Below are 18,704 nucleotides of genomic sequence, written 5' to 3' on the forward strand. Positions count from 1 at the left end.
TGTCGATCATCCGGGGCGCAATGCCGCCGGCGATGAAGACGCCACCGGAGGATTCGAAGGTGAGCGCGAGGTCGCCGGCGAAGCGCCCGAGGAACCGCGCGAACAGGTCCAGGGCATCCTTCGCCAGAGGGTCTCCCTCGCGGGCTGCGGCCAGAACGTCGTTGGGCATCGTGAACGGGCAGTCCACGCAACGGTGGGCGGCGAGCGCCCTGGCGATGCGGAAGAGCCCCGGACCCGACAGCACCACTTCTCCGGAAACGCGCCTGCCGACCCGCTCCAGATGCGGCCAGAGGGCGGTTTCCTCCTCCGTGATGGGTCCGAACTCCATATGGCCCGCTTCTGTTGCCAGGATGGCGAAGCGGTCCTCCACCGGCACAAGGGCGCCTGCGCCCAGTCCTGTGCCAGGACCCAGCACCACGCGTGCGCCGGACTTGGCCGGCGGGAAGGTGCCGATGGGCGCAAGATCGCCCCTGCCCTCGTCGAGCACCGTCACGGATGCCGCGACCGGCGTGTAATCGTTGACGAGGGTCACGCGCTCAAGATCGAGCGCATGACCGATGGCCTGCGCATCGATGAGCCAATGGGCATTGGTCAGCCGGATGGCCGGCGCATCCACCCGCGTTGCCACCGCGATGATGGCAGAGCGCGGGGCTGCTCCCGTGTAGGATTCAAGCGCAACCCTGATCGCGCCGACCGGATCAGGCGTCTGCGCCGTCAGGGCGCGCGGCAGGAGCTGAACGGGCTCGCCGGGGGCAGGCAGAACGGCGAAGCGGGCATTGGTGCCGCCGATATCGCCGAGCAGAACGGGAAATGCGAACATCGAAGCCTATCGTCCTTTTCGCCTTGGGCTTCCGATCATAGGGATCAGAACGCCTCCTCCCAGCTCCGGCTCAGGCGCACGGCCGAGTTGATGAGACCCACCATGGAATAGGTCTGGGGAAAGTTGCCCCACAGCTCCCCGGTGGTGAAATCCGCATCCTCGGAGAAGAGCCCGAAGGAATTGCGCAGGCTCAGGATGTGCTCGAACAATTCCTTCGCCTCCTCCTTGCGCCCGATGGCGTTCAGGGCATCCACGTACCAGAAGCCGCAGATCATGAAAGCCGTGTGCATGAGCCCGAAATCGTCTTCCACATCATAACGCAGAAGAAGGTCGCCCCGTCGCAGCTTCGTGCCGACGGCCTCCACGGTGGCGACGAAGCGCGGATCGTCCGCCTTCACGAAGTCGAGCTCGGCCAGGAGCAGCAGCGTCGCATCGAGATCCTCGCCGTCGAAGGAGGACACGAAGGTGCCCTTGTCGGCATTGTAGGACCGTACATCGATGACCCGGTGCATGCGCTCGGCGTTCTCGCGCCAGAAGGCGGCGCGGTCCTCGCGTCCCATGGCCTCGGCAATCTTGACGAGCCGGTCGCAAGCGGCCCAGCACATCACGCTCGGAAAGGTGTGCACGGCCGCCTTGGTGCGCAGCTCCCACGGCCCAGCATCGGGCTGGTCGAACACCTCGATGGCCCTTTGCCCGAGCTTTTCCAGATGCTCGAACAGGGCCTTGTTGCCGGTGCGGATCAGGCGCTTGTCGAGGAAAGCGTGAACGGAGGCGAGCACGACGCTACCATAGGCGTCGTTCTGAATCTGCGTGTAGGCCGCGTTGCCGACGCGCACCGGGCCCATGCCGCGATAGCCTGCGAGCGCCGTCGCCTCGCGCTCCTCGAGATCGGGCGAGCGGGTGATGCTGAAGAGCGGCGGCATGTCCTTCTGGTTCGGATCGGCGTCCATGTCGTCGACGATGTTGGTGATGTAGGTGAGGTATTCCTCCATGGTCTTCGTGGTGCCGAGCCGGTTGAGGGCCTGGATCACGAAATAGGCGTCGCGCAGCCAGCAATAGCGGTAATCCCAGTTGCGCTGCGTGTGGGGCGCCTCCGGCACCGAGGTGGTGAGCGCCGCCACGATGGCGCCCGTCTCCTCGAAGTTGCACAGCTTGAGCGTGATGGCGGCGCGGATCACCGCCTCCTGCCAGTCGAACGGGATGGAGAGAGAGCGCACCCAGTCCCGCCAGAAATCCACCGTACTGTCGAGGAAGGCGCGGGCTGTGGTATCGGCCTCCGAGCGCAGCGGTTCGTCCTCGCCGAAGAAGAACGACATCGGCCGGTCCACCACGAAGAAGCGCTCGTCCTGAACGTAGGAGATCGATGCATCGGTGGTCAGGCGCAGCGACGTGTCGGGGCCGACGAAGCGCAGGTGATTGCTGCCGCGCGTCTGGCCGGGCGGATGCTCGCCCCACTCGAAATGCGGACGCAGGCGGACGCGGATGCGCGGGCGCCCTTTCACGGGCGTGACCCGGCGGATCAGCATGGGCGGACGGAAGGTGCGGTCGAAATGCTTGAAGCGCGGCGCGAAATCCGTGACCTCGACAACGTTGCCGAAGGAATCGGTCATGCGCGACACGAGAACCGCCGTGTTCTCGAGGTAGCGCTGCTCGCAAGCGACCATTCCGGCCATGTCGATGGCGAACACGCCCTTCTGGTCCGCGTCGCTTTGGCCTTCAGGGCAATCGAGCAGGGCCGAAAAGACCGGGTCGCCATCGAAGCGCGGAAAGCAGCTCCAGACGATCTGCGCGCGGCGATCCACCAGGGCCGAGATCATGCAATTGCCGATCACGGCAAGATCCAACGAACTCATATCAACAATCATCCTCGTTGAAAGGAAGAGAACCATCGGACGCCCATGCGGACAGAGCGCGTCGCAGGTCCGCGGGCGTTGCGAGGCGCACCTTGGCGACGGTCTCGCCGCCGCCGATGCGCACGGACAGGCCGTCATGGGCGTTCACGGTCTTGAAGCCGTGCTCGTCGGTCAGGTCGTCGCCAATGAAGATCGGGCGCCGCCCCTGATAGGGGGCCTCATGAAGAAACCGCTCAATCACCTTGCCCTTCCCTGCCGCCGAGGGCAGGATCTCTGCCACAGCTTTCCCGTGTTGAACACGATAATCCGCACCCAGGGCTTCGACAGCGGCATGCGCGGTGGCCAGAGCGAAATCCTTCTCGTGCGGAGCCAGCCGCCAATGGATCGCGACCGAGCAGCCCTTGTCCTCAATCAGGACGCCCTCCTTGCCGGCCACGATCGTGTCGAGGCGCGCCACCATGTCCCGCAGGGCAGGATGCTCGTCCGGATCGCACATGGAGAGCCGCCCGGCGATGCGATGCTCGAGCCCGTGCAGTCCCGCCATGTCGAATTCATGGGGCATGAAGCGCCCGTCGAGAAACGCCACGGGACGCCCGCTGATAATGGCGAGAGCACCGCCGAGCCGTTCCTGCAGCCTGGTGAGGACTTCCGGCAGGGCCGGATCCACCGCAACCGCATCGGGCCGCTCGACGATGTCGACGAGGGTGCCGTCGAAGTCGAGAAACAGGGCATAGTTCTGGTTTGTTTTGGCCATGGCCTCGTGTCCTGCAGAAACGTCACGCATTGGCCGCCGCCCGCCTGCGACCCCGGGCGATCAGCTGCCGGATCCGCTGCTGCTTGCGCAGGCGCGACGCCGCAAGCAGCATCTGCCCGGCCCAGCGATAGACATTGCGCTCCTTGACCTGATCGCGCATCAGCCGCATGCGCTCGCGCTGCTCGGGCTCAGGCATGGTCAGAGCGCGGTTGATAGCCTGCCCCATGGCATGAGCATTGTAGGGATTGACGATCAGCGCCTCCGACAGTTCGCGGGAGGCTCCGGCGAAGGCCGAGAGAATGAGCACGCCCTGCTCGTCGTCCCGAGCCGCCACGAACTCCTTGGCCACCAGATTCATGCCGTCGTGCAGGCTCGACACGATGCACAGATCCGCCGCGCGGAACAGCTCGAACACCTCGTCGGGCTCGTGGTGGCGAATGAGGAGCCTGATGGGCTGGTATCCGTCGCCGCCATGGCGCTCGTTGATGTCGCGGGCGAGAGCCTCCGCCTCCTCCTGCAGCAGGCGGTAGTTGGCAAGCTTGCTCCGCGTCGGGGCTGCGACCTGCACGAAGGTGAAGTTGCCTCTCCATTCCGGATGCTCGCCGATGAGCGCATCGATGGCCTGCATGCGGTCGAGAATGCCTTTGGTGTAGTCGAACCGCTCGATGCCGACGCCGATGCGCATGTCCGGCGGCAGGCCCAGGCGCTCGCGCACGATGCGGCGGCACTCCTCGACCGGCTTCTGGCCTTCCATGGCCGTCGGGGGCCATTCGATGGAGATCGGATAGGGCCGGATCAGGGTTTCCTCGCCGCCGAAGAACACCGAGTCCTTCTCCCGGTCGATGCGGCTTTCCACGAAGGAATCGACCGCGTCCAGGAAGTTGTTGCAATGCGCCTGGGTGTGGAAGCCCAGGATCGACGAGCCGAGCAGACCGTCGACGATTTCCTCGCGCCACGGGCAGATGCCGAAGGTCTCCGCATTGGGCCAGGGGATGTGCCAGAAGGTCACGATGGTCGCATTGGGCAGCCGGTCCCGGATCATGCGCGGCAGCAGGGCGAAATGGTAGTCCTGCACCAGGATGATCGGGTCCTCGCGCTTGGCCTCGGCCACGATCGCGTCGGCGAACTTTTCGTTCACCGACCGGTAGAACTGCCAGTCGGCCTCGCGGAAGATCGGCCGCACGAAGGCGATGTGGCAGAGCGGCCAGAGGCCCTCGTTGGCGGCGCCGTAATAGTAGCCGTCCTGCTCCTCGTCCGACAGCCAGACCCGGCGCAGGGTGTAGGAGGGGTGATTCGGCGGGACGGGCACCCGGTCGTTGGCATCGACCACGTCCCGGTCCGCGGTGCCGCTGCCGTGAGCCACCCAGGTGCCGCCGCAGGCGCGCACCACCGGCTCCAGGGCCGATACCAGGCCGCTCGCGGGAATCTGAAGGGAGACCTCCCCGGCCTCTGTGCGGTTGTGGATGTAGGGCTCGCGGTTCGACACCACGATGACCTCAGAGCCGGACAATTCGTTGGCGAGCGCTGCCCGCAAGGTATCCGGGCTCCAATCCGTGTGCGCGGCATCGATGGTCCGCCGGGAGGATTCCAGCTCCTGGAGCACGTCGCGGATTTCCTTGCCGAGGGGGATGATGTTCTCCTCCACGGCCGGCTGCGCATTGCCCGCGCGGGCGCTCTCCAGCGCCTGCCGGATGGAGGCGAGCCATCGCCGCATGATGAGAGCCGCGATCATGGCGGCCAACGCCGCCGCCCCGAAGGCAACACCGGCAAGAGCCAGGAAGAGATAGTTGCGCGCCTCCCCGCCCCGCTGGTCGGCATAGCTCAGATCGTGCAGGACGACGAGGTGGCCCGGCCGTCCGCCGGCGCTCAAGGGAAACGAGCTCACCAGGACGTTGTGATCCTGGTTCCTGACGGTGGAGAAGCTCTCCGCATCGGAGCGGGCCGCCCCCGCGCAGGAGAAGGATTTCGGCATGTTGGCCGTTGGGAAGCGCAATTCCTGCCCGTCGCAATAGCCGATGGCGAGAACGCGCTCATCGGCGGCGATCCGCTCGAAGAGGCCTGCCACCTGCTGGGCCTCGTTGCGGGCAAGAAGGCCCGTCACCTGATCGCGGACGGAGTTGAACACCAGACGGGACCGCAACTCGACGTCGCGGCGCGACCATTGCTCCACAAAGGAAGTCGCAAAGGGCAGCACGGCCAGAATGACAATGGCGGCTACGAGCAATGCGATGCCGCCGAAGCGGAAGATGATCCTCAAAACGCTCAGTTCCTCAAGAAAACCAGCACCATCGTCGAAGGGGAGACTTGGCTTCGCAGGGAGCCTTCGAAGGGCCTTCGACGGAGGGCCACGGGGATGCGGCCTTCGCCCCTGTTATGGGTTCTTGGGCGGAACTTTCCAGCCTCGACCGGAGCTGGAGACGGGTTCGGCGTGGGCTTTCAACGAAAAACGCGGCCGAACCCAGGGGTCCGGCCGCGCTTCATCACGCAATGGAATGACAGGGATCAGTGCTCGCGGAAGGCGCGGGCGATCTGCTCCTGCATGGGCTTGAAGAAGTACTGCAGCGGGGTGCGCTCGTTCACCTCGACGAAGACTTCCGCCTGCATGCCGGCGATGAGCTGCACCTTCTCAAGCTTCTTGATCTCATCCTGAGGCAGGTCGACCCGGATGGTATAGAAGGTCATGCCGGTCTGCTGGTCCCTGGACACGTCCGCCGAGATCCGGCTCACCTTGCCGTGCAGCTCCGGCGTGTTGCGGGCGTTGGAGGCGTGAACGCGCACATTCGCCCTCTGGCCGATCTTCACCTGGTCGATCTCGTTCGGCAGAACCCGAGCCTCGAGCTCGAGCCTGTCGTTCACCGGAACGATGTTCATCACCGGCTCGGCGGGCGAGATCACGCCCCCGATGGTGTGAACGTTGAGCTGGTGGACGAAGCCGTCGCTCGGGGCGCGGATGTCGATGCGCTTGAGCTGGTCCTCGGCGGCCACGCGCCGCTCGGTGTATTCCGCGACCTTGCCCTGGATCTCGCGCAGCTCTTGCACGGCCTCGGCCAGCATCTGCTCGTCGATCTGGATGATCTGGAACTCGGTTTCGGCGATGCGGCTCTCGGCCTGGGCCACGGCAGCGATGAGCTGGCCGCGCTGGCCTTCGATGCTGGCGGCGTCACGCTCGAGAGCGTTGAGGCGCGTGATCGGAACCAGGTTCTTCTGGTAGAGGTCCCGGACGCCCTTCAGCTCGTCCACGATCAGCTCGGCCTCGCGGGTCTTGGCGTTCTGCTGCGCCTTCAGTCCCACGATTTCGTCCCGGGACTGGGTGATTCGCTTCCGGAGCTGGTCCTTCTGCGCCTCCCGCGAGGCGCGACGCGCCGTGAACAGGGTCTTCTCGGACGACATGATCTTCTGAACGGCCGGGTCGTTGAGCCGGTTGGCGAACTCCGCCGGCATCGCGACGTCGGACGCGCCGTCGCGTTCGGCCTCCAGACGGGCTTGGCGGCCGAGATACTCGTCGAGCTGCTTGGACACGACCTGCAGGTTGGCGCGGGTCACCGTCTCGTCGAGTCGGACCAGAAGATCGCCCTGGGAGACACGGTCGCCTTCCTTGACCTTCAGCTCGCCAACGATGCCGCCGGTGGAGTGCTGGACCTTCTTGACGCTGGTGTCGACGACGAACTGACCGCCGGCCACGACGGCGCCGGAGAGCGTCGAGGTCGCCGCCCACAGGCCGATCGTGCCGCCGAACAGGGCGATCATGGCTATGCCGCCGATGGTCGACTGGCGCAGGATCCGCTGGTGGGTGGAGGGCTTCTTCTCGGGAGCTTGAATGACCAACATTTAACCAACCTCTCGCAGGTTAGCAGCCTGGGCGGCCGGCGCCTGCTGCGGGCGCACCGGTGCCGGCGCCGCATTGCGTTTCATGACGGATTGCAGGACCTCGTCCCGCGGGCCGACGGCCTTGATGCGGCCCTCTTCCATGATGGCGACCTGATCGACCTGACCGAGAGCGGCCGGACGGTGCGTGATGACCACCACGATGCCGCCGCGCTTCCTCACTGCCAGGATGGCCTGGTTCAGGGCCTCGTCGCCGGCGCCGTCGAGGCTGGCATTCGGCTCGTCGAGCACGACCAGGAACGGGTTGCCGTAGAGGGCACGGGCGAGCGCCACGCGCTGGCGCTGGCCGCCCGAGAGCGATGCGCCGCCTTCGCCGATGCGGGTGTCGTAGCCGTCGGGCAGGTTGAGGATGAGCTCGTGAGCGCCGGCCGTCTGCGCCGCCGCGATGACATCATCCGGCTTGGCGTCGGGCTGGAAGCGGGCGATGTTCTCGGCGATGGTGCCTTCGAACAGTTCCACGTCCTGCGGCAGGTAGCCGATGTTGCGGCCGAGGGGATCGGCCTCCCACTGGTCGAGGGCGGCGCCGTCCAGGCGGATCTCGCCGCGCAGGGTCGGCCACACCCCGACGAGGGCGCGGGCCAGCGTCGACTTGCCGGAGGCGCTGGGGCCGATGAGGCCGAGGCCCTGGCCGGCCTGGAGCTGGAGGGTGGCGGCCTGCACGATGGGCAGCGAGGCGCCGGGCGCGCCGACATAGACCTCTTCCACCAGCAGGGTGGACTTGGGCGCGGGCAGCGGCATGCGCTGGCCCTGGGCGGGCACGATCGACATGATGTGCGCGAGGCGGCGATAGGCCTGGCGGGAGGCGGTGAAGCCCTTCCAGTGCGCCACGGCGATTTCGATGGGTGCGAGTGCGCGGGACATCAGGATCGAGCCGGCGATCATGAGACCGCCCGACATCTCGCCCTGGATTACGTAATAGGCGCCCAGGCCCAGGACGGCTGACTGGAGGACCATGCGGAAGACTTTGGCGAAGGCGCTGATGCCGGCAGACGATTCGCTTGCCATCAGGCCGTCATTGACGTGGCGCACATGCACCTCGTCATAGCGCTTGGCCAGGAAGCCCAGCATGCCGTTGGCGCGGATGGCCTCGGCGTTGCGGCGGCTGGTTTCCGCAATCGCGTGGCGCTCGGCGCCGCTCTTGGTCACCTCGTAGGAGGGGCCCTTGCTCTTGGCATCCGTGTAGATGGTCAGGCCGATGATGATCACGCCGCCCACCACCGACAGAACGCCGATGCCCGGGTGGATCATAAAGCAGCCGATGAGGAAGATCGGCATGAAGGGCATGTCGAACAGGGCCGTGGGACCCAGGCTGGACAGGAAGCCGCGGATCGTGTCGAGGTCGCGGATCGGCTGCATGCTCTCCGACTGCTTGGCGCCCTTCAGCGGCATCGTGGCCACGAGGTCGAAGACCCGGTGCGACAGCAGCTCGTCGAAGCGGGCGCCGATGCGCGCCAGCATCCGGCTGCGGATCATGTCGAGGCCGCCCGAGAGCGCGAAGGCCGCAAGCGTGATCAGGGAGAGGCCGATCAGGGTGGCGATGCTCTGGCTCGACAGAACCCGGTCATAGACCTGGAGCATGTAGATGGAGCCCGTCAGCGCCAGAAGGTTGACGACCGCCGAGAAGACGGCAACCCCCGTGAACGAAGGAAGGCACGACTTCAGAGCGTCCTGAACCTCTGTGCTTTCTTCCCGATTTCTCGATGCCTGCTTCATGTTGTCTTTCCATCAGCGCACGCGTCACCGGCGCTAGCTTGATTGCAGTGCCGCTCCGCAAGGTTATTACCTAGCGCAACGGGGCCATTTGGCGATGGCTGCCTAAATCGGGGTTTTGGCCCCACAAGAGTATCTCTTCATAGTTAGGCCCAGCGGCCCGCGTTGCTCTTACTCTTATGGGTATTGAAGTGCCCCTAAGGTGTCGCTTTCCGTTACGCCACCTGTTGTAACCCTATTATATGTAACTATGTCAATATAAAGTTCTTAGTAGATATTCATCAATGTGCGCAAAGTTACCTTTCCTCTTTGTTTAGAGGGGGTTACGATGCAGCCAGGAACCTTCACCATAACGTTTTGGTAAACATTCGTGGTTAATCGTCTTTGACCTGCAAATGAGGTCGCATTATGGACACCAAGAAACGTCTGAAGGATCGCAGCCCCGCTAAGGCAGAGACCGGCGCGTCGTCCGAGGGCGCTGTCCGGGCCGGTTCGCCGGCAAGTGCCGCCCTGGCCGAAGCCGTCAAAAGCGCCCGTAAAAGCGCCAAGCCTGTGCCTCCGGCTTCCGAGGCGAAAGCGGCTGATGCCGCTGGGCGCCGGTTTGCCCCCTCCCAGTTCGTCGCACAGGCGGCCATCGCCCTCCTGCTGGTCGGTGCCGGCTGGTCCGCCTCCTATCTGGGAACGCTCGCCAACCGCGGCGCGATCGAGAAGCTGGAAGCCGAGACCGCCCGCAGCCAGGAGATCCTTGCGCGCCTGAGCAGCGACCTTGAGACCCTCAAGACCACCGCTGCGGCCTTCAAGGAGATCGAGCACACCGCGTCCACCGCTGCGAAGTCGGATCAGGCGAAGCTCACCGACAAGGTCGAGGGGCTCGCGATCAGCCTCCAGGAGCCCGCCAAGAAGCTCTCCTCCCTCGAGGGCCGGCTGGACAAGATGGAAAGCCAGATCATGACCACCCTGGCGGCCCTGAACACCAAGCCCGCCGCACCGGCTCCGGCCCCGGCGCTCCCTGCCGCGTCCGCTCCGCCGGTGGCCGAGGCCGCGACGCGCGAAGAGGCGCCCGCCCCGAAGCCGGTCAGGAACGAGCCGGTGGACGGCTGGGTGCTGCGCGAGGTGTACAAAGGCGCGGCGCTCGTCGAGAGCCGCAACCGCCGCCTGTACGAGGTGATGCCCGGCGGTATCCTTCCCGGCGTCGGCAAGGTCGAGGCCATCGAGCGCCGCGGCACCCGCTGGGTCGTGCTCACCGACAAGGGCTTCATCAGCACCTATCGGTAAACATCGGCCACCAAGCCCCGCAGACCATAGACGAGCCCCGCGAAGATCGCGAGGCTCGCCACATAGAGAAGCACGAACCAGAGCAGGCGTTTCCCGCGCCGCTCTCCAGACCGATGCGTATCGCCCCGCATCAGTGATACCCGTAGCCGCCGCCAGAGATCTCCTCCGCCACCTTGCCGCGGAAGACCCAATAGGCATAGGCCGTGTAGGCGAAGGTGATCGGCATCACGATGGCGAAGCCCACCAGGGCGAAGAGCTGCGAACTCACCGTGTTGGCCGTGTCCCAGATCGTGAGATTCGGCGGCACGTTGTAGGGAAAGAGGCTGATGCCCAAACCCAGGTAGCCGAGCAGGAACAGGCCGATCGTCAGGAAGAACGGGCGGTAATGGCGCCCCTCCTCCAGATCGCGGAAAAGCCTGTAGGCTACAAGAGCCGTGACCAGGGGGATCGGCGCCAGGAAGGCGATGTTGGGCCAGGTGAACCAGCGCGTCTCGATCTCGCGCCCGAGGAATGGCACCCACAGGGACACCGCCGCCATGGCCACGATGGTGAGAGCCAAGAAGCGCACCGCCATGCGCCGTGCCCAGATCTCCAGTTCGCCCGTGGTTTTCATCACGCACCAAGTCGCGCCCAGGAGCGCATAACCGAAGATCAGGCTGATGCCGGTGAGCACGCTGAACGGCGTGAGGAAGTCGAAGGTGCCGCCGGTGAACTGGCGCCCGTCATTGGCGAAGCCCTGCACGAAGGCGCCGAGCACCATGCCCTGGAAGAAGGTCGCGAGCAGGGAGCCGAAGAAGAAGGCATTGTCCCACAGGAACTTCGAGCGGTCCGCCTTGAAGCGGAACTCGAACGCCACGCCGCGGAAAATGAGCGCGATCAGCATGAGGATGATCGGCACATAAAGAGCCGGCATCAGAACCGCATAGGCCACATGGAACACCGCGAAGAGCCCGCCGCCACCAAGGATCAGCCAGGTCTCGTTGCCGTCCCAGATGGGCGCGACCGAAAACATCATGCGGTCGCGCCAGTTCTCGTTGTGAGCGGCCTTGAAGAGAATGCCGACGCCGAGATCGAAGCCGTCGACGATCACGTACATGGCCACCGCCACCGCGATGAGGCCCGACCAGATCAGCGGCAGCCAGAAGGCCAGCCCCTCGTATTCCGTTCCGAAGCCGAACATGGTGCCGTCTCCTATCGTGCAGGCAGGGCTTTGTGGCCGGGACGTCCCTCGATGCCCTCGTCCGGCACGGACAACGGACGCTTGGGCTTCTTGCCGAGATCGTCCCCACGGATGTCCTCGATGGGATCGGGACCGCGCCGCAGGAGCTTGGCGAGGTAGTAGGAGCCGAAGCCGAACACGAAGGCATAGACGACCACGAAGGTGAGGAGCGATGCCGTGACGGCTCCAGCCGAGATCGGTGAGACCGCATCCGCTGTGCGCATGTGTCCGTAGACCACCCAGGGCTGACGGCCGATCTCGGCGGTGAACCAGCCGAAGAGCACCGCGCCGAAGCCCGAAGGCGTCATGATCATGGCCGCGGTGAGGAACGTTCTGTTGGTGAACAGCGTACCCTTCCAGCGCAGATAAAGGCTCCAGAGGCCGATGCCCAGCATGGCAAAGCCGATGGCGACCATGATGCGGAACGAGAAGAACACGGGCCAGACCGGCGGGCGATCCTCGGGCGGCACCTCCTTCAACCCGGGAACCTCACCGTCATAGGCGTGGGTCAGGATCCAGCTGCCGATCTTCGGAATGCCGATCTCGTAATGGTTCGTCTCCGCCACCTCGTCGGGAATGGCGAAGAGGCGCAGCGGCATGTTCGACATGCGATCCCAGTTGCCCTCGATGGCAGCCAGCTTCGTCGGCTGATATTTCAGCACGCCGAGACCGTGAAGATCGCCGATGATGATCTGGACCGGCACGAAGATGGTGGCGAACCACAGCGCCATGGACATCGAGCGCCGCGAGGCGGCGAGCTTCGCCTCCGGCGCGTCGTGCGGATGGCGCAGCAGCATCCAGGCGGACATGCCGGCAACCGCAAAGGCCGTCGTGAGGTAGCAGCCCATCACCATATGCGCATAGCGCAAGGGGAAGGATGGGTTGAACACAACCTTGAACCAGTCGACCGGAACCGCCTTGCCGTTCTCGATGGCAAAACCGTCCGGCGTCTGCATCCAGGAATTGGCGGAAAGGATCCAGAAGGCGGAAATGAGCGTGCCCAAGGCCACCATGCAGGTGGCGAAGAAATGCAGGCGATCACCGACGCGCTCCCAGCCGAAGAGCATGATGCCGAGAAACGCCGCCTCCAGGAAGAACGCTGTGATGACTTCGTACGCGATGACAGGTCCGAGGACGTTGCCGGTGAACTCGGAGAACCGCGACCAGTTCGTGCCGAACTGATAGCTCATGACGATGCCGGACACGACGCCGAGACCGAAGGAGACGGCAAACACCTTCACCCAGAAGCGGAAGAGATTGCGGTAGAGCGGGTTGCCCGTGCGCAGCCAGTTGAACTCCAGCGCCGCAAGCCAGCTGGCAAGGCCGATGGTGAAAGCGGGAAAGATGATATGGAAGGCAATCGTGAACGCGAACTGGATGCGCGAGAGCAGCAGGGCATCAAATTCCATATCCGCCTTCCCCTTGTCATCGTACCTGCCTGCTTTTAGGGCGGCGCCAGGCCGGGACCAGGGGTCCGGAGGCTAGTGCGCCTGCATGCCCGCGGCTTGGCCCGAGCGAAGCGGACGCCATCCGGTGCTCAGACGCTGTAACGCCTCCAGTTCCACAGGATCGTGGCTGCAGAAGATTCTCACATGGCTGCGAGGGTCGTTTGCCAGCTCCCGCAGGCGCTCCTGGTTGTGGAGGCGCAGCGGCCGGTTTTCTTCCATGAGCTTCTGGTAGGCTGCGAGTCCCGGCGTGCAGGAGGGATCCTCGTCCATCTCGTGCCGGTGGAAATAAGCGTCGCCCGCATTGAGCAGCCATCCCTCGGGCGTGTCGATGGCGATGCCCGCATGTCCCATCGTATGGCCCGGCAGGGGAGTCATCAGGATCTCGGGCGGCAGGCCGTCGAGATCGCGTACGGAACCGAAGCCGAACCAGCTTTCGCCCGTGGGGTCATAGAAGCGCCAGTCGCGCACGCCATCCCATTGCTCGGGGCGGTAGCGGCGGCGGTGAATGAAGCCCTGCCGCACCTCGGCCTCCTCCACCTCGGCGCGCAGCACATGGACCGTTGCGTCGGGGAAATCCTCCAGCCCGCCCGCATGATCGAAGTCGAGATGCGTCAGCACGATGTGGCGCACGTCGCGCGGCGAGAAGCCGAGGCTCTTCACCTGTTCGAGCGCCGTATACCGGTGCTCAAGCTGGATTCGGTTAGCGTGTACGAACAACGGGCTCAAGCGCTCGTAAGGATTCTCCACGTCGCGGGCGCCGATGCCGGTGTCGACGAGCACGAGCCCGTTGCGGTCGGTCTCGATCAATTGGCAATGGCAGACCAGATGGGCGGTCAGCCCGCGGCTCACCCCATCCCAGAGCCGTCCGCCCACAGGACACATGCAGCCGCAATTGAGGTGATGGATGCGCATGGGGACCTCGCTGAAGGAAGGAAGCGAAATCCTAACGCCGGCGAGGAGGAAAATGTTCGAGAGGCTGAAATCCCAAGCCGCCGGTCACTTGCGACAGGCGAAGGGCGGGAAGGTGCTTGCAGTGCCGGCATTCATGGCCGCAACCACCATGATGTTGGCCATGCTGAGCTCCTCTTCCGATCGGGGGCAGACATCGGCCTTGGTCGTGCAGCCGGATGCGAGGAAGGCTTCGTGACGCTCGACGAATTCCGGGCTCAAGCCCTTCCTGCCCCGCCGAGTGAGCGCCTCCGTCCAGGCCTTGCCATAGCGCTCGCACTTCACCTCGGGCCAGGATTTCGGCGGCGTAGTCTGAGCGACGGCATGTGAAACACTGCCGGCAAAGATGGCGGCCAGCAACGCCGCAAGAGAGATTATCGATTTCAGAGAACAGGTCATCTCATCCGGTCACGCTTGATGTGGATGCGATGGACCATGGGAGCTGTAGCGGGTCAAGTCACTGTAGGTGCCTTGAGCTTTTTCCTGCCGCCATCCCGGACGGCAAAGTCGATCCGGGATCGGGTGCAGGATAGAGCGCGTACCTCCCTCCCCCTTGTGGGGAGGAGGGTTTCAGCGCCACTCTCGTCTCACGATCCCGGGTTCTGCTGCGCAGCCCCGGGATGACGATGAACTTTAAGCCCGGAGTTCAGGCTGGCTCTTGGCCTGCGCCTTGCGCGACGATGCGCGTCGCTTCTTTGCAGGTTTTGCCTCCTCCTGCTTCTTCACCTCGCGGGAGAGGCGTTCCTGCAGCAGGGTCAGAACCGCAGCCTCCTCAGGCTTGAGGGACGGCAGATCCTCGCGCAGCTCCGTTTCGATCTCCTCCTTGACGTCGAGAAGAAGCTCGCCATCCATGTAGGAGGAGAAGACCTCCGGGTGCACATAGCATTTGCGGCAGATGCTTGGGGTATTGCCGAGCCGTCCCGAGACCTTCTCGATGGCCGCGCGGATGTTCTTCTTGGCCTTGGCCTCGCTGTCGAACTCTTCGAATTCCTTGAGGGCGAGCGCGGCAAGCACCGTTCCGGCCCAGGTGCGGAAATCCTTGGCCGTGATGTCGCGCCCGGTGATTTCCTTGAGATAGGCGTTCACGTCGGCGGAGGTAACCGATTGCCGCTCACCGTTCTCGTCGAGATATTGGAACAGATCCTGCCCCGGCAGGTCCTGGCAGGCCTTCACGATCCTGGCGATGCGCCGGTCCTTCACCTGCAGCTTCCAGGTTTTGCCGCTCTTGCCCTTGAACTGAAAGCGCAGCTCGCCGCCATCGACCTTCACATGCGGATCGCGCAGGGTCGTGAGGCCGTAGCTCTTGTTCTGCTTCACGTAATCGGCGTTGCCGACGCGGATGAGCGTGTTCTCGAGCAGATGCACCACGGTTGCCAGCACCTTCTCGCGCGGGAGCCCGCGCAGGCTCATATGCTCGTCGATAGTCTTGCGGATCGCCGGCAGGCCTTGGGCGAATTCGAGCATGTGCTCGTATTTCGTGCTCTCGCGAACCTCGCGGAAGGCGGGATGGTAGCGGTACTGCTTGCGGCCCTTGGCATCGCGCCCCGTCGCCTGGATGTGGCCATTGGCCTTCGCGCAGATCCACACATCCGCGTAGGCGGGGGGAATGGCGAGCGACTTGATGCGGTCGAGCGTTGCCTTGTCCGCAACCTTCGAACCGTCCGGCTTGAGATAGGTGAAGCCCTTGCCGGATTTCTTGCGCCGGATGCCGGGCTCCTCGTCCGAGACGTAAAGCAGACCGGCCGTCTCAGCCGCATCCCGCGGATCGACGATGTTCTCGGAGGTGGCGTTGGGTTCCAGCAGCATGGGGCGCCTTGATGGGAGAGCAGAACGTCAACCGGGCCGCGCCGCTTCGGGTTCCCTGCGTGGGGTCGACGCAGCGGACGGCGTGCGGGTCCTCTGGCGGTCGTTGCGGATCTTCAGGACGAGGATCGTGGCGCTCAGGACCAGACTCAGCAGGTTGAAGATGATGAGCGGCAGCGCCCCGATCAGGAATCCGTAGGCCGACCACAGCACGAAGGCCGTCACGGTCACGATATACATGCCCTTGGAGATGGCGGCCGTGTCCCGCTCGCGCCAGGCCTTCAGCACCTGAGGCACGAAGCTCGACGTGGACAGGATGCCGGCGATTGTCGCCAGCACGGTCGGCAGCCAGTCCTCCATGTGCGATGCTCCCATTCATCAAGACACCGGCAACGGCCACCGCCGAAGGGGAGTTCCCTTTGCCCTCATGGGGAGGTTACAAGGGCGCCTTGCTTCACTCAGGTCGTCCTTTGTCCTCCTCTCCTTCTCCTGACATTCAAGGCCGCAAACTCGTCTTCGTCGTCACCGAGGACTGGTTCTTCGCCTCCCATTTCCTGCCCATGGTCAGAGCGGCCCGCGAACTGGGGCTTGCCGTGACGGTGGTCACGCGGGTGCGCGCACACCGGGAGATCATCGAGGCCTTGGGCGCCAAGGTCGTGCCGCTCGACATCGAGCGGCGCAGCCTGAACCCCATCACCATGGGCGATGCCTCCGGCCAGTTGGCGGCCATTCTCAAGGCCGAGAAGGCCGATCTCGTCCACTGCATCGCTCTCAAGGGCATCCTGCTCGGCGGCTTTGCCGCCACCCTGGCCGGGGTCGGACGGCGGGTCTATGCGCTCACAGGCCTGGGGTTCATCGGTGCCCGGACCGACACGGTCGGGCGCCTGTCGCAGCGGGCGATCCGTCTGCTGATGCGCGGCCTTCAGACAGGCCGGACCCATTACGTTTTCGAGAACACCGACGATCCGAAGCTCCTCGGCCTCGATCCGATGGGAGCCCGCGTCACCATCCTCGGCGGCGCCGGCGTGGATCCCGAAATCCTCAAGCCCGAGCCCCTGCCGGCCCAGCCGCCGCTCAAGGTCGCGGTGGTCGCCCGCATGCTCTGGTCCAAGGGCATCGATGTAGCCGTGGAGGCGGTGCGCACGGCGCAGGCGAAAGGCGCACCCATCGAGCTCTCCCTCTACGGCGCTCCCGACCCGTCGAACCCGAAGGCGATTCCCGAAGCGACCCTGAAGGCCTGGAGCGCAGAGTCCGGCATTACCTGGCATGGCGCGACACGGGACATCGCGGGCGTCTGGCGGGAGCATCATGTCGCCTGCCTGCCCTCCCGGGGCGGCGAGGGCCTGCCGCGCACGCTGCTGGAGGCGGCAGCTTGCGGCCGCGCCATCGTGACCACGGATGTGCCCGGCTGCCGGACCCTCGTGCGGGATGGCGTCGAGGGTCTGCTCGTGCCGCCGGGCGATGCCGCCTCCTTGTCCGAGGCCCTGCTGCGCCTGTCAGGCCAGCCCGACCTCGTCCCCCGCATGGGCGAGGCCGCCCGCGCGCGGGTTCTCGACGGCTTCACGGAACGGGACGTGATGGAGAGCGTCAAAGAGCTGTACCGCTCCATGCTGGCTTCATGATCGTCGACCCGGTCGCCTTCATTCTCGCCGAGACCCGGCTTCGCCCCGTGCCCCACGCGCCGGAGATCGCCCTGCATGTGGCCGATGAGGCCACGGAGCTGTGGCAGAAAACCGAGGAAGAACTCGGCGAGATCGGCCTTCCGCCGCCGTTCTGGGCCTTCGCCTGGGCCGGCGGCCAGGCGCTGGCGCGCTACATCCTCGATCACCCCGAGACGGTGCGTGGCCGGCGCGTGCTCGACTTCGCCTCTGGGTCGGGCCTTGTCGCCATCGCGGCCATGAAGGCCGGAGCCGCCGAAGTTACCGCCTGCGACATCGACCCCTTCGCCATCGCGGCCATCGGGGTGAATGCGGAAGCCAACGGCGTGGCCGTCACCCCGATGGCCGCCGACATCGTCGGGCAGGACAGGGGATGGGACACGGTGCTGGCGGGCGACATCTGCTACGAGCACGATCTCGCCGCCCGCGTGACCCAGTGGCTGCTCACCTTGAGCAACCGTGGAGCGACGGTGCTGATCGGCGATCCGGGGCGCAGCTATCTGCCGAAGGATCGGCTTGAGAACCTGGCCGTGTATGAGGTGCCGGTCACCCGCACCCTTGAGGATTCCGACATCAAGAAGTCGAGCGTCTGGCGGTTCCGGCAGCCGTAATCCAGCGCCTGGGCCATTCTCATATTTGACCGCCAAAGAATCGACTTTGCTGTTTACCTCTCAGAACAGGCACTGTTATAACATAAATGAACGAGGTGGATGCGCCTGATTTGGCAGGTGTGGCGCCGTATCGCTTTCAACCTTCAGCCTAACTCGAAGAGGGATCCCGATGGTCCACGCTCCTTCCCTGCAGCACCGCCTTCCGGGCGAAAGCACCCGCTTCCAGGCCTCTCCGGCCTCCGGCACGGCGAAGACCTTGGCAGAAACCGAAGCCCTGTGCCGGTCCAAGGGCGTCCGGCTGACCCCGATCCGCCGGCGCGTGCTCGAGGTGCTCCTCAATTCAGCCAAGCCGCTCGGGGCCTACGATCTGGCGGATGCCCTCGTCTCCCAAGGGCGCCGAATGGCCCCCATTACGGTCTATCGCGCCCTTGACTTCCTGATCGAGCAGGGCCTGGCCCACCGCCTCGCGAGCCGGAACGCCTACATCGCCAGCACCGGCAGCCATGGAACCGCAGCGTTCCTGATCTGCGAGGCCTGCGGCGAAGCCACCGAGATCGCCTGCCCCAACGTGGCGGAGACCGTCCGCAGGGTGCTGACGGCGCAGGGCTATCAGCCCCTGGCCCGCGCCCTGGAGATCACCGGCCGGTGCCCCCATTGCCAGGATGTTCACTGACCCGTGAGCTTTCGCTCTACGAGCGCTTTCTCCCTTGGAAGCATCAG

Annotated in this window: 17 protein-coding genes; 4 read left to right on the forward strand and 13 right to left on the reverse strand. The window is 65.1% G+C overall.

What is annotated here, in order from left to right; genetic code table 11:
- From JQC81_RS26395 to JQC81_RS26420, 6 genes are all read right to left on the reverse strand, one after another.
- A partial coding sequence (locus JQC81_RS26395; protein WP_376772458.1) for a glucokinase occupies window positions 1-802 on the reverse strand: 802 nt, incomplete at its 3' end.
- A gap of 62 nt (window positions 803-864) precedes the next feature.
- Window positions 865-2,673, reverse strand: a complete 1,809-nt coding sequence (locus tag JQC81_RS26400) for a glycoside hydrolase family 15 protein (protein WP_203274774.1) — start codon at window positions 2,671-2,673, stop codon at window positions 865-867.
- Window position 2,674: 1 nt separating this feature from the next.
- A complete protein-coding gene (gene otsB, locus JQC81_RS26405; protein WP_203274775.1) occupies window positions 2,675-3,427 on the reverse strand; it encodes a trehalose-phosphatase in 753 nt (250 codons plus the stop codon).
- Window positions 3,428-3,449: 22 nt separating this feature from the next.
- Complete coding sequence (locus JQC81_RS26410; RefSeq protein WP_203274776.1) at window positions 3,450-5,684, reverse strand: alpha,alpha-trehalose-phosphate synthase (UDP-forming); 2,235 nt, start codon at window positions 5,682-5,684, stop codon at window positions 3,450-3,452.
- Between the two features lie 245 nt (window positions 5,685-5,929).
- Complete coding sequence (locus JQC81_RS26415; RefSeq protein WP_203274777.1) at window positions 5,930-7,255, reverse strand: HlyD family type I secretion periplasmic adaptor subunit; 1,326 nt, start codon at window positions 7,253-7,255, stop codon at window positions 5,930-5,932.
- Window positions 7,256-9,025 carry a type I secretion system permease/ATPase gene (locus JQC81_RS26420; RefSeq protein WP_203274778.1) on the reverse strand — a complete coding sequence of 590 codons (1,770 nt, stop codon included), beginning with the start codon at window positions 9,023-9,025 and terminating at the stop codon, window positions 7,256-7,258. It abuts the gene before it with no gap.
- Window positions 9,026-9,430: 405 nt separating this feature from the next.
- On the opposite strand from JQC81_RS26420, the gene JQC81_RS26425 reads away from it, so the two are divergent.
- A complete protein-coding gene (locus JQC81_RS26425; RefSeq protein ID WP_203274779.1) occupies window positions 9,431-10,297 on the forward strand; it encodes a hypothetical protein in 867 nt (288 codons plus the stop codon).
- Here the strand turns inward: JQC81_RS26425 and JQC81_RS26430 are convergent.
- From JQC81_RS26430 to JQC81_RS26460, 7 genes are all read right to left on the reverse strand, one after another.
- Entirely contained in the window at window positions 10,288-10,428 is a 141-nt protein-coding gene (locus tag JQC81_RS26430) for a hypothetical protein (protein ID WP_203274780.1), read from the reverse strand. The genes JQC81_RS26425 and JQC81_RS26430 overlap by 10 nt on opposite strands.
- Entirely contained in the window at window positions 10,428-11,477 is a 1,050-nt protein-coding gene (gene cydB / locus JQC81_RS26435; RefSeq protein ID WP_203274781.1) for a cytochrome d ubiquinol oxidase subunit II, read from the reverse strand. Before cydB ends, JQC81_RS26430 begins: the two co-directional genes overlap by 1 nt.
- A gap of 11 nt (window positions 11,478-11,488) precedes the next feature.
- Window positions 11,489-12,925 (reverse strand): cytochrome ubiquinol oxidase subunit I, encoded by a 1,437-nt coding sequence (locus tag JQC81_RS26440; protein ID WP_203274782.1) that lies wholly within the window; start codon window positions 12,923-12,925, stop codon window positions 11,489-11,491.
- A gap of 72 nt (window positions 12,926-12,997) precedes the next feature.
- Window positions 12,998-13,876 (reverse strand): MBL fold metallo-hydrolase, encoded by an 879-nt coding sequence (locus JQC81_RS26445; RefSeq protein ID WP_203274783.1) that lies wholly within the window; start codon window positions 13,874-13,876, stop codon window positions 12,998-13,000.
- A gap of 84 nt (window positions 13,877-13,960) precedes the next feature.
- A complete protein-coding gene (locus JQC81_RS26450; RefSeq protein WP_203274784.1) occupies window positions 13,961-14,311 on the reverse strand; it encodes a hypothetical protein in 351 nt (116 codons plus the stop codon).
- A 234-nt stretch (window positions 14,312-14,545) separates the two neighbouring features.
- Entirely contained in the window at window positions 14,546-15,718 is a 1,173-nt protein-coding gene (locus JQC81_RS26455; protein ID WP_203274785.1) for a DNA topoisomerase IB, read from the reverse strand.
- 27 nt (window positions 15,719-15,745) lie between these two features.
- Window positions 15,746-16,075: an SWEET family sugar transporter gene (locus JQC81_RS26460; protein WP_203274786.1), complete on the reverse strand. Its 330-nt coding sequence runs from the start codon at window positions 16,073-16,075 to the stop codon at window positions 15,746-15,748.
- Between the two features lie 110 nt (window positions 16,076-16,185).
- Here JQC81_RS26460 and JQC81_RS26465 point away from each other — a divergent pair, with 110 nt between their 5' ends.
- The 3 genes from JQC81_RS26465 to JQC81_RS26475 all read left to right on the forward strand — a co-directional run bounded on the left by JQC81_RS26465 (window position 16,186) and on the right by JQC81_RS26475 (window position 18,657).
- Window positions 16,186-17,337: a glycosyltransferase family 4 protein gene (locus tag JQC81_RS26465; RefSeq protein WP_246520678.1), complete on the forward strand. Its 1,152-nt coding sequence runs from the start codon at window positions 16,186-16,188 to the stop codon at window positions 17,335-17,337.
- Window positions 17,334-17,984 (forward strand): class I SAM-dependent methyltransferase, encoded by a 651-nt coding sequence (locus JQC81_RS26470; RefSeq protein WP_203274788.1) that lies wholly within the window; start codon window positions 17,334-17,336, stop codon window positions 17,982-17,984. Before JQC81_RS26465 ends, JQC81_RS26470 begins: the two co-directional genes overlap by 4 nt.
- A 169-nt stretch (window positions 17,985-18,153) precedes the next feature.
- On the forward strand, window positions 18,154-18,657 hold the full coding sequence (locus JQC81_RS26475; protein ID WP_203274789.1) for a Fur family transcriptional regulator: 504 nt from the start codon (window positions 18,154-18,156) through the stop codon (window positions 18,655-18,657).
- Window positions 18,658-18,704 lie beyond the last annotated feature (47 nt).

The sequence above is a fragment of the Microvirga arabica genome (genome assembly GCF_016811235.1).
Taxonomy (GTDB): Bacteria; Pseudomonadota; Alphaproteobacteria; order Rhizobiales; family Beijerinckiaceae; genus Microvirga; species Microvirga arabica.